13 protein-coding genes and 3 pseudogenes are annotated in these 15361 nt (G+C 70.9%); 6 read left to right on the top strand and 10 right to left on the bottom strand.

Annotated features, from left to right (window positions below):
- The 5 genes and pseudogenes from BJF77_RS15895 to BJF77_RS15915 all read right to left on the bottom strand — a co-directional run.
- Positions 1-555: pseudogene (locus BJF77_RS15895) on the bottom strand (peptidase M4 family protein); the annotation flags it as partial.
- Between the two features lie 26 nt (positions 556-581).
- Positions 582-962 carry a hypothetical protein gene (locus BJF77_RS20655; protein ID WP_075871850.1) on the bottom strand — a complete coding sequence of 127 codons (381 nt, stop codon included), beginning with the start codon at positions 960-962 and terminating at the stop codon, positions 582-584.
- A gap of 237 nt (positions 963-1199) precedes the next feature.
- Positions 1200-2120, bottom strand: a complete 921-nt coding sequence (locus BJF77_RS15905; protein ID WP_075871851.1) for an acetamidase/formamidase family protein — start codon at positions 2118-2120, stop codon at positions 1200-1202.
- Between the two features lie 41 nt (positions 2121-2161).
- On the bottom strand, positions 2162-3574 hold the full coding sequence (locus BJF77_RS15910) for an APC family permease (protein WP_082157237.1): 1413 nt from the start codon (positions 3572-3574) through the stop codon (positions 2162-2164).
- 81 nt (positions 3575-3655) lie between these two features.
- Entirely contained in the window at positions 3656-4567 is a 912-nt protein-coding gene (locus tag BJF77_RS15915) for a proline iminopeptidase-family hydrolase (protein WP_075871852.1), read from the bottom strand.
- 107 nt (positions 4568-4674) lie between these two features.
- On the opposite strand from BJF77_RS15915, the gene BJF77_RS15920 reads away from it, so the two are divergent.
- A complete protein-coding gene (locus tag BJF77_RS15920; protein WP_075871853.1) occupies positions 4675-5430 on the top strand; it encodes a FadR/GntR family transcriptional regulator in 756 nt (251 codons plus the stop codon).
- Between the two features lie 63 nt (positions 5431-5493).
- Here BJF77_RS15920 and BJF77_RS19680 read toward each other — a convergent pair whose 3' ends face one another.
- Together BJF77_RS19680 and BJF77_RS20230 are read right to left on the bottom strand one after the other, a co-directional pair.
- On the bottom strand, positions 5494-6390 hold the full coding sequence (locus BJF77_RS19680) for a PKD domain-containing protein (RefSeq protein WP_255396187.1): 897 nt from the start codon (positions 6388-6390) through the stop codon (positions 5494-5496).
- A gap of 187 nt (positions 6391-6577) precedes the next feature.
- The gene (locus BJF77_RS20230) at positions 6578-7222 is read right to left on the bottom strand and encodes a DUF6318 family protein (RefSeq protein ID WP_139318487.1); all 645 of its coding nucleotides are present in this window, start codon (positions 7220-7222) and stop codon (positions 6578-6580) included.
- 266 nt (positions 7223-7488) lie between these two features.
- Between BJF77_RS20230 and BJF77_RS15930 the strand changes: the two genes are divergently transcribed.
- The 5 genes and pseudogenes from BJF77_RS15930 (at position 7489) to BJF77_RS15950 (ending at position 13372) form a co-directional block, all read left to right on the top strand.
- Positions 7489-8196, top strand: coding sequence for an NUDIX domain-containing protein (locus BJF77_RS15930; protein ID WP_158041212.1), 708 nt, complete (start codon positions 7489-7491; stop codon positions 8194-8196).
- Positions 8193-9488 carry a quinolinate synthase NadA gene (gene nadA, locus BJF77_RS15935; RefSeq protein ID WP_075871854.1) on the top strand — a complete coding sequence of 432 codons (1296 nt, stop codon included), beginning with the start codon at positions 8193-8195 and terminating at the stop codon, positions 9486-9488. Before BJF77_RS15930 ends, nadA begins: the two co-directional genes overlap by 4 nt.
- Complete coding sequence (locus tag BJF77_RS15940; protein WP_075871855.1) at positions 9485-11296, top strand: L-aspartate oxidase; 1812 nt, start codon at positions 9485-9487, stop codon at positions 11294-11296. Before nadA ends, BJF77_RS15940 begins: the two co-directional genes overlap by 4 nt.
- Positions 11290-12200 (top strand): annotated as a pseudogene (nadC, locus tag BJF77_RS15945) (carboxylating nicotinate-nucleotide diphosphorylase). Before BJF77_RS15940 ends, nadC begins: the two are co-directional and overlap by 7 nt.
- Positions 12201-12202: 2 nt before the next feature.
- The gene (locus tag BJF77_RS15950; RefSeq protein ID WP_075871856.1) at positions 12203-13372 is read left to right on the top strand and encodes a cysteine desulfurase family protein; all 1170 of its coding nucleotides are present in this window, start codon (positions 12203-12205) and stop codon (positions 13370-13372) included.
- Here BJF77_RS15950 and BJF77_RS15955 read toward each other — a convergent pair.
- From BJF77_RS15955 to BJF77_RS15965, 3 genes and pseudogenes are all read right to left on the bottom strand, one after another.
- A complete protein-coding gene (locus tag BJF77_RS15955) occupies positions 13358-13903 on the bottom strand; it encodes a hypothetical protein (RefSeq protein WP_075871857.1) in 546 nt (181 codons plus the stop codon). The genes BJF77_RS15950 and BJF77_RS15955 overlap by 15 nt on opposite strands.
- Positions 13904-14219: 316 nt before the next feature.
- The gene (locus tag BJF77_RS15960; protein ID WP_047802353.1) at positions 14220-14840 is read right to left on the bottom strand and encodes a superoxide dismutase; all 621 of its coding nucleotides are present in this window, start codon (positions 14838-14840) and stop codon (positions 14220-14222) included.
- Positions 14841-14954: 114 nt separating this feature from the next.
- Positions 14955-15361: pseudogene (locus BJF77_RS15965) on the bottom strand (hypothetical protein); the annotation flags it as partial.

The following is a 15361-nucleotide window of genomic DNA, read 5'->3' on the forward strand; positions in this document are numbered from 1 at the left end:
CTGGTGCATGTACAGGAGGTCGGACTCGTGCGTGGTGACACCGTGGCCCAGCTCGTGGCCGATGACGTCCACAGCGGCCGTGAAGCGGTTGAAGTACTGGCCGTCCCCGTCGCCGAAGATCATCTGCCGACCGTCCCAGGCCGCGTTGTTGTACCTCTCCCGGTAGTGGACCGTGGCGAGCAGCGGCATGCCGGCGTCGTCGAGCGAGTGGCGCCCGAAGACCTCGCGCAGCAGGTCGACCGTGGCACCCAGCCCGTCGTACGCCTCGTCGACGGCGAGGTCCCCGGTGGGCGGCTCCCCCTCGGAGCGCACCGGGGTGCCCGGCAGTTCCCCGGTGTTGCGGGCCGTGTGGACCGTGCGCCCCGTGTGGGCCGCCACCCGCGCCACGACACCGCCCGCGGTCAGATCGGTGATCAGCCGCTCGGCCCGGACGGTCGTGTCCACGGACAGGGCGGACAAGGCGTTCCTGCGGGTCTGCTCGTCACCGTGCTCGGCCATGTGCTCGTGCACGAACGGCGGAATGACACCGCAGAGGGCTCCGTGTGCGTGCTGCATCGCGCTCTCCTCCCGACGCTCGCGCATCAGATCCGGTTCCCCGCGGCGTCCAGCTCGCCGGGTGCGGCCTCGCCGGGCTCGGCCCTCCGGCCGGCGACGTCGGCGGGCTGCTCGGCGCCGCGGTCCGACGGCTCCGCCGCGCCCTGCTCGATCAGGTACCAGCAGCCGTTCAGCGAACCGTCGAGGGTGGACATGGCGCCCGTGCCCACACGGCCGGTGACCGTCCCGCCGTACTGGGCCGGCCCGTCGGTGAAGCGGAGCAGCAGGATCCCGTCCAGCTGCCGCCAGGAACCCGAGCAGCCGCCGCCCGAGAAGGTGCCCTCGGTTCGGAAGTCCAGGCTCGTCCGCCCGTAGTTCCCGGTGCAGCCCCAGCTGTAGTGGAGCACCCAGGTACCGGAGATCGCCACCGTCCCACCCCTTTCCTCCTGTGGCACAGGAGTGCTGGAGCGGCTGCCGGTCACTGGACCTCGCCACCCGTGGCACCACTGCGTCGCCGTGGCGGCCCCCGGGCGTCCGCCCGGGGGCCGATCACCGGTTCGTCGGCGGGGCCGGGAACCGCTGTGCACCGATCGTGCCACTCGGGTCGGACGGCCCAACAGCCGCCGCGTGGGTCAGCAGCCGGCGCCCTGCCCCGCCGTGGGAACTCAGAGGATGCTCTTGGGCACCCGGTGGATGGTCACGCTGCCGATCGCCTGGAAGGGGTGCAGCGGGTCCGGGTCCTGCGATCCCGTGGGCCCACCGAGTTGGGAGTGCACAGTGGCGCTCATGAGCACGTACGTGTCCTCCTTGCTGAAGCCGTGCTCCTGTGTGAGGAAGCAGAACGCGTCCTCGTAACCGCGCTTGATGCTCTCCTGCACCGTGTCTCCGATGCCCACGAAGATCCATTCGGTCGCCGTCTCGATCCGCGGTGCGCGCAGCGGCAGGTCCTTCACCACGTCGACGCTGACCTTGGCCACCCCCTCGGTCTCGATGGCCACGAAGGTCGACTCCCCCTGGGCCATCACGGCGTGGAGGTCTCCGACGAACAGGTACGCCCCCTCCACCCGCACGGGCAGGTAGACGGTCGATCCCGGCCCGACGTCCGTGATGTCGATGTTCCCGCCCTCCGCGTAGGACGGCATCACGGTGTCGTTGCCCCCGGTGGCGGGAGCGGTGCCGATGCAGCCGATCATGGGAGCCAGTGGAACCACGTGCGTGTCCGTCAGGTGAGCACCGGCCTCGTCGATGGGGATCTTCCGGGTGAAGATCTCCTCGCCCATCACGTCCGTCAGCGCCCCGGAACCCGGGATGGACACCGACCAGCCGTACTCCTTGAAGTCGATGCCGTGCACCGTGACGGCGAGCGCGTCACCGGGCTGCGCGCCTTCGACGTGGACCGGGCCCGTGACGGGATTGAACGGAGTGGTGACCTTGTCGAGGTCCTTGAACCGGTCCATCTCCTCGTACTCGGCGTCATTGGTCTCGAACCCGATCACCTCGCCCGTGCCCGGACGGACCCGCAGCACCGGTTCGTGCTCGGCGGAGAAGGAGGTTCGGCCGTGCGCCTTGCTGAGGAAGTGGTCCATGAGAGGGTGCCTTTCGTGCTGAGGGGTCGTCGTCGTGGGCGTCAGTGGCTGGACACGGTGATGTCCTCGTGGTCCTCGGCGAGCTCGGTGCTGCGCCCGGTCCTGCGGTAGTAGGCGAAGACGAGCGCGCCCACCCCGATCCACACGAGCCCCGCGATCTTGGCCTGGGTCTCCGCGTTGAGCAGGACGTAGCCGATGATGGCGAACCCGATCACCGGGAAGGCCAGGTGGACGAGGTAGTTCCGGGACTTCCGCCGGCCGATCCAGAAGACGACCACGGACAGGTGGAGCAGCAGGAATCCGGTGAGCGCGCCGAAGTTCACCATGGAGGAGATCAGGCTGATCTGGCCCACGAAGAACAGCACGAGCACGGCAGAGAGACCGCCGACGAAGAGGATCGCGTAGCTGGGGACCTTGCGGGTGTTGATGTGCCGCAGGAACTTCGGCAGCTGGCCGTCGCGGCTCATCGAGTACAGCAGACGGCTCGTGGCGGCCTGGGCGGCCATGGCGTTGGCGATGCCGACCGCCAGGACGTTGCAGACGAAGAACGCGTTCATCACCGGGGTGGAGGCGATGGTGCCGATGATGTCGAAGAAGGCGTTGCCGACCCGGTCCTCGGGGATGGGCTGGTACGGCCCGGCGAGCAGGCTGGCCAGCCAGGTCTGGGTGATGAACAGGGTCGCGACGATGACCAGGGCGAGGACCATGGCGCGGCCGGCGGAGCCGCGTCCACCGGTGGACTCCTCCGCCATGGTGGAGATCCCGTCGAAGCCGAGAAAACTGAGCACGGCGATCGACAGGGCCGTGGCCAGCAGCGGTGCGCTGACGGTCGCGGGATCCCACAGCGGCGTGATGCTGAACGAGGAGCCCGGAGTCGCCCCGTCGGTCAGGGCACGGATGCCGATCACGAAGAAGGCCACGATGAAGGCGAGCTCCATGACGAGGAAGACCCGGTTCATCCACTTCAGTGAGCTGACTCCCGACATGTTGATCACCACGTTGACGGCCACGAAGAGCAGCGCCCACATCCAGCGCTCGCTGCCGGGAAAGATGCCGATCATGGATTCCGCGGCGAAGACGTACAGCAGCGTGGGCACCAGGAGGTAGTCCAGGAGCATGAGCCAGCCGGCGAAGAAGCCCAGGTTGGGGTGGATCCCCTTGCCGACGTACGAGAAGACGGATCCGGCGAGCGGGATGGCCTTGGCCATCTGGGCGTAGGACAGCGCCGTGAAGATCATGGCGACCAGTCCGACGAGGTAGACCAGCGGCACCATGCCCTGGGCCTCGTTGTAGACGGTGCCGAAGATCGCCCAAGGAGCGATCGGAACCATGAAGATCAGGCCGTAGACGAGGAGGTCGAAGGTGGTGACGGAGCGGCTGAGCTCCTGCTTGTAGCCGAGGCGCTCGAGCTGCTGCTGCGAGGAGAGCGCGGTGGAGATGACGGGTTCGGACACGGCAGGCTCCTAGAACAGAGGAGGAGTACGAGGAAGAACAGGAAGAGGTGTGCGGAGAACCGCTGAGCAACGGGCGGAGGATCACTCCGGGGGCGCGTCGTGCTCCTTCAGGAACTCGGCGATCAGCGCCCGGAACTCCTGTGGTTGCTCGAGGTGCGTGCAGTGGCTCGCCCCGGCGAACACGTGCGAACGAACATCTGGGATGCGCTCGACGAACGGTGCCCACGTCTCGGGAGCTGCCTCGTCGAACTCCCCGGCGACCACGAGAGTGGGCGCGTCGACGGAAGCAAGACGGTCGATGATCGACCAGTTCCGCAGGGTCCCGATGACATGGAACTCGTTGGGGCCGTTCATGGTGTGGTAGACGGTCGGGTCCTGCTCCACGAGGCGCTCCGAGTCCAGATAGTCCTCGGGCACCTCCGCCGTCCGATGCACGTGGCGGCGGTCGTACTCCTTGGTGGCCGTGACATAGTCAGGGTGGTCGAAGGCCCCGGTCGCCTCGTGGGACTCCAGCGCAGTGCGGACGTCGTCGGGCAGGTCGGCCCGCAGGCGCTCAGCCGCCTGCGCCCACAGCTCCATGGAGGCCGGAGAGTTGCAGATTGCGAGACCTGCCAGGCCCTGGGGACGACGCACGGCGATCTCGGCCCCGAGCATCCCGCCCCAGGACTGCCCGAGCACGTGGTAGGCCTCCAGACCGAGATGATCGATCACCGTGAAGAACTCGTCCACGAACAGCTGGGGAGTCCAGAAGTCCGGGGAAGCTTCCGGGCGGTGGGAGGATCGGCCGCACCCGAACTGGTCGTACAGGACAACCGTCCGGCCGGTCTCGTCCGCGAGCGCGGAGAGGCTGCGCAGGTAGTCGTGACAGAAGCCTGGCCCTCCATGCAGGACGACCAGTGGGAGGGCCCCCGGTCGGGGAGCATCCGGGGTCGTAACCTGGACCCAGGTGGACCCGTCGGTGAACGGAACGTCCAGTGAGGTGACAACAGACACAGCGTCCCTCCTTTCGTTGCGGTCATCGTAGCCACCAAAAGGTCTGAAAAGTAGACCTTTTTGTTAAATCTGTGTTCCGTCGAGCATCGAGCCCTGAAAGAGGTGGCATGACCGGATCCAGCCCGGGCGCCCCCGGCCCCCTGGACAGGCCACTGGCCCCGCAGTGCAAAGCGGACGCGGTCCGCGAGCGCCTGATCACTGCCATCGCGGTCGGCCAGTACCTTCCTGGCACCAAGCTGCCCCCCGAGCGTGACCTGGCGCAGACCCTCGGAGTCAGCCGGGCCACCCTCCGCGAGGCCATGGCCCAGCTCGAGGAGACCGGCGTGCTCATCAAGCGTCTCGGCAGGACGGGTGGCTCCTTCGTGGCCGAGACCGGCAACTCCCACGAGCAGTTCCGCGACGTCGCGGTCCGTGTCCTGGGCACGTCCTGGCAGGACCTGGTGCACGCCTCCGATGCGATGTGCCGCCTCCAGGACACGATCGTGCGCGCCGCTGCCGAGAACCGCACCGAGGAGCACGTGCACCTGCTGCACGAGCGGCTCGAGGAGTTCCGCGCCGCACCGTCCGGGCGCGCCAAGCAGGCCGCCGACGCCGCTCTCCACCTCGCGATCGCAGAGGCCGCCGGCAACCCGGTGCTGGCCGACATCCTCTTCCGGGCCGAGCAGCAGCTCGCCCTCTCGGCGCCGGTGCACCTGTGGGGCGATCCTCAGGACCAGGCCGACATGGAAGAGCGCGCCCTGCAGGACCACGAACAGCTGGTGGCACTGATCACCGCCCGTGACGCCGATGCCGCCGGGCACCTGGCGCGGCGGCACGCGGGCATCGACCTCGACCTGCTCGAGCGCTTCCGCGCGCGGGCCTAGCAGCGGACGCCCCACGGCCGCGGTGATCCGGCCGTGGGGCGGCGACCCGTCTCGGATCTGGAATCAGCAGCCGGCGCCCTGCGGGTTCTGCAGGCAGTCGTCCGCGTAGTTGCGCACCGTGGAGCGCCAGACGCTGATCGGGACGGGGGCGCTCGCGACGTCGTTCAACCCGGCCACGGGCAACCACGGCCCACCCGCCACGGAGTACTCGCCGTAGAACCAGGTGGTCAGCGTGACCGCGTAGTCCCCGGTCTCGGTGTAGACGTGGCTCGTGTCGGTCTCGACGTCCCACGCCCCCTCTTCGAGCGGGGCGCCGCTCAGCTCGGTGGGCCCGAGCGCGCCCCCGTCCCCGTAGTCCCAGGCGTACTGCACCGGGACGGCACGCACCTGCACGGGGAAACCACCCAGTTCGGTCGCGAACTGCTGGCCCTGGGCCTCCGCGTAGACATTGGTGTGCATGCCCTTCAAGGTGTCCGGCGCCGGCTGGACCGCGCTGGCCGCAGGCGCGACGGCGAGCGTCCTGAAATCCTGCAGGGTGAAGGTCGGCAGCTCCACGATCTCCTCGTCGCCCTCCGCCTCGGCGGCCGCCACGCACATGGGCTCTCCCCACGGTGTGCTGGGGCCCTCCCCCTGGCGCACGACGACGTTCATGTAGACGCCTTCGCCACCCCCGTCCGTGGTGCAGACCCGCTCGGCGAGGCAGTCGTCGAGGACCGCGCCCCTCCGGTTGGTGCACGGGTTCTGCAGGCCGAACGTCTGCGACTTCGACTGCGCGATCGTGTCCGGGTTGAACGGCCGGTCGATCCCTTGGTCGCTCAGGTACTGGCGGAGCGCTTTCTGGAAGGCAGGATCTTCGTCGGGGTCATAGGCGACCGGGCCGGCTCCCACTGCGACTACGGCCTCTTCGCTGCTGTCGGCGACAACCGGGGGCCCCTCCTCGATTCTGACTTCCAATTTCATCTTATTTCCGTCCGCAACAGCCGTCGTCTCCCTCGACAGGTCTACGCCGCGCTGACTGGGAACGGAATGACCGCTCCCTGCCCGAGATACTCGATCTGCCAGTTCTGACGGAGGTGCAGAGTTCGCCGAGGCTAAATCGACAGGAATACACATGAGGCCCATCAAGAGAACCCAGACATGAAAAGGTCTATTCATCTGACACGCCTACTCCGGGCATATTTGCCGCAGTGATGTAGATCCAAGCATCCTGGTCGAAGTCAAGGTAGATCGGAAATGGATCTCCCTTCCCCGTTCGCGGCTGAGCCTCATAAGTCACCCGCCCCTGTTCAACCAGCTTTATGCCTTCGGAATCAGACAAAGCAATAGGCTTGTAAACTCCGTCACTCGTTGGTGTGATAACCGATTCCTGCAATAATATGCTTTCCCTGCCTCCGACAAACCACGCCCCTTGCTCATAAACATCTTCGACTACATTGAACTGGTCGATACACACTTCACACGATTCACTCACTATGGCACGCACATACGTTGTATCGCCGGTTTGATTCGCGTACCACATCGCGTCGGACCAGTAGTCGAGGAATGCCTGCGCCCCCTCCCGGGACTCCTCCCGCGCGAGCTCGGGCATGACCGGTTTCGGCACGTTCTGCGCCGGCCCGTCCAGCGAGGCGGGCACGTACTCGGCGGACGCGTCGGCGGGGCCGGACGTGGACGACGGTGGCGGCGAACCACCGCCCGTCTCCTCCGCGGCGACACCTGCCGATGCCGGGCTGGAAGGCGACGCCGCGGCGCCGTCGTCGTCGGGGACGCAGCCGGTGAGGACGAGGGCCACGAGGAGGGCTCCGCCGGCTGCCGCCGGGAGTGGACAGGACCGCACCATGGATTCCCCGCTTCGCTGTGCCGTGGCCGGACGCCCCGGTCGGATGGGTCAGATGCTAGACCGCGCGCGCTGTGCTCGAGCAACCCCTGTGGAGGCAATCAAGACGCGTTTGCATGCGGCCTGGTCAGGAGCGATATGGTCACAGCTCCGTTAACGTCAGACTGACCAGAACGGTGTTATAGTCACTGCAACCTGAAGGTTCGAGGTGCTTGGAGGTGATGTTGACCGCGCAGAACGTGGCCCTGGCCGTGTCGACCGTCATCTTCGCCGCCCGGGACACCGGACCCGACGGCCGCAAGGAGCTCTGGCTGCCCCTGGTCCGCCGCATCCGTGACCCCTTCCGGGGCATGTGGGCCCTGCCCGGCGGACCGCTCCAGGAGCACGAGGACCTCGAGGCCTCCGCCGCCCGCTCCCTGCAGCTCACCACCGGCCTGCAACCGGGCTACCTCGAGCAGCTCTACGCCTTCGGCGGGCTCACCCGCTCGGCCAGCGCCGAGGAACGGGTGGTCTCGATCGTCTACTGGGCCTCGATCCGCGCCGACCAGGCCGCCGACCTGCACGTCGACCTCAACGTCACGTGGATGCGCGTGGCGGACCTGCCGCCGCTGGCCTTCGACCACAGCGACATCGTGGACTACGCGATCTACCGGCTGCGCAACAAGATCACCTACAGCCGCGTGGCCCACTCGTTCCTCGGCGAGACGTTCACCCTCGCCGAGCTCCGGGAGGTGCACGAGGCCATCCTCGGCACCGTCCTGGACCCCGCCAACTTCCGGCGCCAGGTGCTGGCCTCCGGCGCCGTCCTCGACACCGGCACCCGCCTGGAGGGCACCCGGCACCGCCCGCCCCGGCTCTACCGCCACGACTCCGACCTCGACCTCGCCGACCGCACCCCGGCCGGCCGCAGCACCCAGGAGCAGACATGACCTCCGTCGCCACCCGCATCGACCTGCTGACCGAGAAGCCCGCGAACCTGCCCGGCGCCACCCCGGCCCCGAGCACGTGCAGCACCGCCCTCGGGACGAGCCCGTGGGACTTCGCCCCCACCGTCTCGGCCGGCTACGGCCCCGGCGCGTCCCAGGACGACGCCGTGCCCGCCGGCTCGCCCGCCCAGCCGGTCATCCCCGCCGAGTACCAGCAGGCGTCCGCGGAGGAGCTCGACCGCCGCATCGCCGCCGCCAAGGCCACCCTCGGCGACCGCGTGGTGGTGCTCGGCCACTTCTACCAGCGCGACGAGGTGGTCAAGCACGCCGACTTCCTCGGCGACTCCTTCCAGCTGGCCCGCGCCGCGCGCAGCCGCCCCGAGGCGGAGGCCATCGTCTTCTGCGGCGTGCACTTCATGGCCGAGACCGCCGACATCCTCTCCGGCGACCACCAGTCCGTGATCCTGCCCAACCTCGCCGCCGGCTGCTCCATGGCGGACATGGCCGACGAGGACTCCGTCGAGGAGGCCTGGGAGCAGCTCATGGACGTGCTCGGGGAGACCGACGACGACGGTCGGCAGAGCGTGATCCCGGTGACCTACATGAACTCGTCCGCGGCGCTCAAGGCGTTCTGCGGCCGCCACGGCGGCATCGTCTGCACCTCCTCCAACGCCGCCACCGTGCTGGAGTGGGCGTTCCAGCGCGGCCGGCGGGTGCTCTTCTTCCCGGACCAGCACCTGGGCCGCAACACCGCCAAGGCCATGGGGATCCCGCTGGAGCAGATGCCGATGTGGAACCCCCGCCACGACCTGGGCGGCAGCACCGCGGACCAGCTGGCCGACGCCAAGGTCATCCTGTGGCACGGCTTCTGCTCGGTGCACCGCCGCTTCACCGTGGCCCAGATCGAGCAGGCCCGCGCCGAGCACCCGGACGTGCGGGTGATCGTGCACCCGGAGTGCCCCATGCCCGTGGTCGACGCCGCGGACGAGTCCGGCTCCACGGACCACATCCGCAAGGCGGTCGAGGCCGCCGAGCCCGGCAGCACCTTCGCGATCGGCACCGAGATCAACCTGGTCAACCGGCTCGCCGACGAGCACCCCGAGCACACCATCTTCTGCCTGGACCCGGTGATCTGCCCGTGCTCCACGATGTACCGGATCCACCCCGGCTATCTCGCCTGGGTGCTCGAGGAGCTCGTGGCCGGCCGGGTGATCAACCGGATCGCGGTGGACGCCGCGACCGCTCGGGACGCCGAGGTGGCGCTCGAGCGCATGCTGGCGGCGCTTCCGCGGTGAGCACGCCCCCGTTCCCGCGCGTGCTCGTGGTGGGCAGCGGCATCGCCGGGCTCACCACCGCCCTCGCGGCCGCCGGCCGCGGGCTCGACGTGGTGCTGCTGAGCAAGGACGTCCTGGACGAGACGAACACCGTCCGAGCCCAGGGCGGCATCGCCGCCATGACGGCGGACCTGCCAGGCGGGCAGGTCCGGGACTCCGTGGCCCTGCACGTCCGGGACACCCTCGGAGCCGGGGCCGGCACCTGCGACGACGACGCCGTGCGCGTGCTCGTGCAGGACTCGGCCGCCGCCGTCACCGCCCTGGTGCAGCACGGCGTCGCGTTCGACCGCGCTGACGGCCCGGACTCCCCGTGGGTCGAGGGCCTCGAGGGTGCCCACTCCGTGCCCCGCATCCTGCACGCCGGCGGGGACGCGACCGGGCGGGAGATCCAGCGCGCCCTCGTGGCGGCGACGCTGGACGCCGAGGCCTCCGGGCGCCTGGACGTCCTCCGGCACACGATGCTCGTGGACCTGGTCGCGGACCACCACGGGAGCGTACGGGGGGCGCTCGTCCTCGACGGCGACCGGCTGCGCGAGCTGCGGGCGGACGCCGTGGTGCTGGCCACCGGCGGTGCCGGGCAGCTCTATCCCCACACCACCAATCCCGCGGTGGCCACGGGCGACGGCATCGCCGCGGCCCTGCGCGCGGGAGCCGTCGTCGCGGACCTCGAGTTCGTGCAGTTCCACCCCACCGCCCTCGCCGCTCCCGGTTGCTTCCTGGTCTCCGAGGCCGTGCGCGGTGAAGGGGCGGTGCTGCGGGACGCCACCGGACGGCGCTTCCTGGAGGGCGCGCACCCGCTCGCCGAGCTCGCCCCGCGGGACGTGGTGGCCCGGGAGATCGTCCGCCGGTCGCTCGCCCAGGGAGGCCTGCCGGTGCTGCTCGACTGCACCGCCATGACCGCTCCGGCCGGCGCCGGGCACGCGGAGCCGGACACCGCCGAGCACCTGGCGCGCCGCTTCCCCACGATCGACGCCGCCGTGCGGGCGCACGGCCTGGACTGGTCCCGGGAACCGGTGCCCGTCACCCCGGCGGCGCACTACCTGATGGGCGGGATCGCGACCGACGACCGCGGCCGCACGAGCGTCCCGGGCCTGTACGCCGTGGGCGAGTGCGCGGCCACGGGCGTGCACGGCGCCAACCGGCTGGCCTCCAACTCGCTGCTGGAGGGCGCCGTGTTCGGTGCCCGCACCGCCGAGGCCCTGGCCGGGGACCTGCGGCCCGACGACGTCCGTCGGCCGCACTGGACCCGGCCGCGCCCGACCCGGGCGGGCGCCGCGGCGACCGCGGACCTCCGGGCCGACGGCACCGACCGGACGCATCCCGCTCCGACCCGCGGTGTCCGGCGGCACCCCGCCCGGCTCGCGCCCGGTGGCGTGCTGACCCTGCCGGACCCCGCCGGGGCGGGCGTGCCGTTCGACCGGCAGGCCTTCCAGGCCGCGATGTGGGCCGGCGCCGGCGTCCTGCGGGACGGCTCCGGCCTCGAGGCGCTGGTCCACCGGCTGGCCGCGCTCCGGCCGCCGGGCGCGCTCTCCCGCCCCGCGGTCGAGGACCGGAACCTGCTCACCGTGGGACGCGCCGTGGCCGCCGCGGCCCTGCACCGCACCGAGTCCCGGGGCGCCCACTTCCGGGAGGACTGCCCGGTTCCCGAGCCCGCCCGCGCCGGGCGCACCTTCTGGCGCCGGGCGCGGTCGGCACCCCGCAACGGCCATCTGACCACTCCGAGTTCATATACGCACAACGACATGTTCGAGAGGATCTCCGCATGCTGACCCGAGCCGCCATCACCGAGGTCGTGGAACGGGGCCTCGCCGAGGACGCGCCCTGGGGCGACATCACGTCCGAGCTGCTCATTCCCGCCACCGCCCTCGCGCGGGCCGAGCTCGTCGCGCGCGAGGACGGCGTCTTCTCCGGCGGCCAGGTCTTCGCCGCGGCGTTCGCCGCCGTGGACCCTGCCGTGGCCGTGGAGCTGATCCCCGCCGACGGGGACTCCTTCGCCGCGGGGGACACGCTGGCCGTGGTGGCCGGCCCCGCCCGGTCCGTGCTGACCGGCGAGCGCGTGGCCCTGAACCTCACCCAGCGGATGTGCGGGATCGCCACGCTGACGGCCCGCTACGTCGCCGCCGTCGAGGAGACCGTCTCCCGCGTCGAGCAGGCGGCGAACCTCCCGCCCGGCACGATCACCCGGACCCGGGTGGCGGACACCCGCAAGACCACCCCGGGGCTCCGGGCGCTGGAGAAGCACGCCGTGCGCAGCGGCGGCGGGCACAACCACCGGCACTCGCTCTCCGACGCCGTGATGGCCAAGGACAACCACCTGGCGCTGCTCACCGCCGACGGGACCGACCTGACCGGCGCGCTGCGGCAGCTGCGCCGTCGTCTGCCCCACACGGTGCACCTCGAGGTCGAGGTCGACCGGCTGGACCAGATCGAGGCCGTACTGGCCGGAGGCGCGGACACCGTGCTGCTGGACAACTTCTCGGTGGACGACCTCGTGAGCGGCGTGGCGATCATCGACGGCCGCGCGACGGTGGAGCCTCCGGCGGGGTGAGTCTGGAGACCGTCGGGGAGATCGCCGCCACCGGGGTCGACGTCATCTCGGTGGGCGCGCTCACCCACTCGGCCCGCAATCTGGACCTGGGACTCGACGTCGTCCTGGACGTCCGGGAGGGCTGACCGTGCTGTACCTCGACGCGGCCGCGACCACTCCCGTGCGGCGTGAGGTCCTGGAGGCCATGTGGCCCTACCTCACCCAGGAGTTCGGCAACGCCTCCAGCCACCACGAGGTGGGCCGCCGGGCACGGGCCGGGCTGGACGCGGCTCGGCAGGCCGTGGCCGAGGTGCTCAACTGCCGGCCCGCGGAGGTGGTCTTCACCTCAGGGGGGACCGAGGCGGACAACCTGGCGGTCAAGGGCATCGCCCTGGCCCGCCGGGACCGGGACGCCTCGACGACCCACGTGGTGACGAGCGCCGTGGAGCACCACGCCGTGCTGGACTCCGGGCGCGACCTGGCCCGCTGGGACGGCTTCGAGGTGACCGAGCTGGGCGTCTCGGCCGAGGGCCTCGTCGACCCCGCCGACCTGGCCGGGGCTGTTCGTCCGGGCACGGCGGTGGTATCCGTGATGCATGCGAACAACGAGACGGGTGCGGTCCAGGCGGTCGCCGAGCTGGCTGCGGTGGCTCGGGCTCGGGGAGTCCCGTTCCATACGGATGCGGTCCAGGCGGCCGGGTCGCTGGAGCTGGACGTACAAGCGCTCGACGTGGCGGCGCTGAGCCTCGCGGGGCACAAGATCGGGGCGCCGAAGGGCGTCGGAGCGCTCTACGTGCGCCGGGGCACGCCCCTGCGCCCTCTGATGAGCGGAGGCGGGCACGAGCGCGGCCGGCGTTCGGGCACCTCCGACGTGGCGGGCGCCGTCGGTCTCGCCACGGCCCTGCGGCTGTCCGCCGAGGAGCGGCCGGCGAAGGCGGTGCGCCTGGCCGGGCTGCGGGACCGGCTGATCACCGGGGTCCTGGCCGAGGTGCCCACGGCCCTCCTGACCGGCCCCGACCCGCGGGAGCACCCGGAGTCCCGGTTGCCCGGGCACGCGTCCTTCTGCTTCCCCGGGGTCAACGGCGAGACGGTCCTGGTGGACCTGGAGTCGCGGGGGCTGCTCGTCTCCTCGGGGTCGGCCTGCTCGGCCGGGGACACCGCGCCCTCGCACGTGCTCACGGCGATGGGCTACCCGCCGGAGGTCGCCACCACCGCGGTGCGCTTCACCCTCTCCGCCGACATCACGCCGGAGCAGGTGGACGGGATCGTCGCGGCCACGCGGGACGTCGTGCGACGACTGGGCTCACCGCACGGCTGAGCCCGCGGCTGAGCCCACCGGCACCGGGTGCTGCGCCCCGTCGTGGCGCACCATGAGCACCGGTTCGCCGGTCGTCTCCACGGTCCGCGTGCTGCCCTCGACCGGTGACCACGGACCCGTGGGACAGGAGCCGGGAGCCGGCCCCTCGGGCACGGCACTCGAGGCGCCGCGGCCGTCGAAGCCCTGCAGCCGGAAGCCGGTGACCGCCCCCCACCACGTGGTCTGCGGCCGGCTCGTGACCGCCCGGGACTCGGTGACGACCAGGTCCGTCCGCTGCGGGACGACCTCCGCCGTCCCGGTGTGGACGCACGACCAGGAGATGCCGGTGACCGACTCGGACTCGGCGACGAACTCCAGCGACGGGGCTTCGGCCCGCAGGGTCGCGTCGTCCCAGCCCAGCGCGGCCCGGACGGCGTTCCCGGTCACGAACCCCGTGCCGTCCTCGCGCAGTCCCGCGTCCGCCCACGGCGGCGCCGCCGCCCCGAGGGCCACCCCCGCCAGGGCCGCCAGTACCGCGATGACCTTCTGCATGTGCCGCCCCGTCTCCCCTGGTCCCCGGCGCCGCTCCCCCGGCGCCTTTCCGAACGCTAATGGATGGGCGGGGGTGGATCGAGTTCCGTGATCGACCTGTGACCCCGCCATGACATGGGACGACATGCCCGGCCGTGCGGCCGCGCCCGGGGACGACCGGCCGCGGGGCGCGCCTCCGGCGGGAGAGGCGGAGCCCGGCCGGGGTCCGTGGGCCCGGCCGGGGCCGCGCAGACAGCACAGGACCCCCGGACCGTGCGGTCCGGGGGTCCTGCTCGCGGTGGGCGGCGCGCTCCGCGCCGACCGAGCGGGGTGGGGATCAGACGATCGACGTGCCTCCGGTGCGCGCCTTCTCGAAGCGCTGCTGGACGTCGGCCCAGTTCACGATGTTCCAGAAGGCCTTGACGTAGTCGGCCTTGACGTTCTGGTAGTCGAGGTAGAAGGCGTGCTCCCACATGTCCAGCTGCAGCAGCGGGATCGTGGCGACGGGCACGCCGTTCTGCTGGTCGTACATCTGCTCGATGACGAGGTTGCCGCCGATGGGCTCGAAGGCGAGGATCGCCCAGCCGGAGCCCTGGATCGTGGTCGCCGCGGAGGTGAAGTGGGCGCGGAAGGCGTCGAAGGACCCGAAGTGGTCGTCGATCGCCGCGGCCAGCTCACCGGTCGGCTTGTCGCCGCCCTCCGGGGAGAGGTTGTTCCAGAAGATCGAGTGGTTGACGTGGCCGCCGAGGTTGAACTGGAGGTCCTTGGACAGCTTCGCCGCACCGGCGCCGTCGTCGTTGGCGCGGGCCTCGGCCATCTTCTCGAGGGCCGTGTTCGCACCGGCCACGTAGGTGGCGTGGTGCTTGTCGTGGTGCAGCTCCATGATCTTCGCGGAGATGTGGGGCTCGAGCGCCGCGTAGTCGTAGGGGAGATCGGGAAGGGTGTACTTCTCGGCCATAGGAGAAACCTTTCGATAGCTGTCGTGTGGTTCCACACTCGTCCCGCGCGCGCGCAGGGGTCAAGGAGGTTCCGCCACCAGCGTACGGTGCCCGCGGGCGCGCCGTGCCGGGGCTCAGAAGAAGTCGGGTGGGGTCTCGAGCGTGCAGCGGGGCGGGTGCGCCGTGAGCTGGGACGGCACGGTGAACTCGAACTGCCCCGTCTCCAGCAGCCGTTTGAGGTCCCCGAGCTCGGCGCCCAGGTTGCGGCGCACGATCCGCTCGGCCCACGCGGCGAGGCCGGCCCTCGCCGCGGTGAGCCGGCCGTCGACGGTGGTCCGCACCTCGGTGCCCCCGTCCACCGCCGCCCACGTGGTGACCGCCAGGAGATCCACGATCCCCCGGGTGGTCCGGAGCGCCAGCTTCCGCCCCGGTTCCTGTGCGGAGACGATCGTGACGTAGGGGAAGCGGAGCGGGCCGACACGGCCGAAGAACTCCACGGAGGTCCCGGTCTGCAGCACCGGTGTGCTGATGGTGGGCACCC

This window comes from Kocuria sp. CNJ-770, from assembly GCF_001942375.1.
Taxonomy (GTDB): domain Bacteria; phylum Actinomycetota; class Actinomycetes; order Actinomycetales; family Micrococcaceae; genus Kocuria; species Kocuria oceani.

What these genes read in the sequence shown, in the direction of transcription:
- BJF77_RS15920 (WP_075871853.1), top strand. Translation starts at nt 4,675, where the DNA reads ATGACCGGATCCAGCCCGGGCGCCCCCGGCCCCCTGGACAGGCCACTG.
- BJF77_RS19680 (WP_255396187.1), bottom strand. Translation starts at nt 6,390, where the DNA reads ATGAAATTGGAAGTCAGAATCGAGGAGGGGCCCCCGGTTGTCGCCGAC.
- BJF77_RS15960 (WP_047802353.1), bottom strand. Translation starts at nt 14,840, where the DNA reads ATGGCCGAGAAGTACACCCTTCCCGATCTCCCCTACGACTACGCGGCG.
- BJF77_RS15905 (WP_075871851.1), bottom strand. Translation starts at nt 2,120, where the DNA reads ATGGACCACTTCCTCAGCAAGGCGCACGGCCGAACCTCCTTCTCCGCC.
- BJF77_RS15955 (WP_075871857.1), bottom strand. Translation starts at nt 13,903, where the DNA reads ATGCAGAAGGTCATCGCGGTACTGGCGGCCCTGGCGGGGGTGGCCCTC.
- BJF77_RS15930 (WP_158041212.1), top strand. Translation starts at nt 7,489, where the DNA reads ATGTTGACCGCGCAGAACGTGGCCCTGGCCGTGTCGACCGTCATCTTC.
- nadA (WP_075871854.1), top strand. Translation starts at nt 8,193, where the DNA reads ATGACCTCCGTCGCCACCCGCATCGACCTGCTGACCGAGAAGCCCGCG.